The organism is Photobacterium alginatilyticum, from assembly GCF_009910675.1.
GTDB classification, from domain to species: Bacteria; Pseudomonadota; Gammaproteobacteria; order Enterobacterales; family Vibrionaceae; genus Photobacterium; species Photobacterium alginatilyticum.
In genome coordinates this window covers 1-369 of the sequence record NZ_RSEJ01000375.1, presented here as the reverse complement: position 1 = coordinate 369, position 369 = coordinate 1, and the positions used below count along the sequence as shown (strand labels likewise).

The window sequence follows — 369 nt, the reverse complement described above, 5'->3', positions numbered from 1 at the left end:
CCACCTGCACAAGCAGGTATCGCAGCGTGAATACATAGCGTTGCGAGGCGAACCGGGGGAACTGAAACATCTAAGTACCCCGAGGAACAGAAATCAACCGAGATTCCGGCAGTAGCGGCGAGCGAAACCGGATTAGCCCTTAAGCTAGATTGGCGTTAGACGAACAGGYTGGAAAGCCTGGCAAGAAAGGGTGATAGCCCCGTAGTCGACAGCGCCTTTACAGTGAAATCGAGTAGGACGGGACACGTGATATCCTGTCTGAACATGGGGGGACCATCCTCCAAGGCTAAATACTCCTGACTGACCGATAGTGAACCAGTACCGTGAGGGAAAGGCGAAAAGAACCCCTGTGAGGGGAGTGAAAYAGAA

General features: G+C 53.1%; 1 rRNA gene. It reads left to right on the top strand.

Features of this window, described 5'->3' with window-relative positions:
* Positions 1–369, top strand: a 23S ribosomal RNA gene (locus EIZ48_RS28920); the annotation flags it as partial.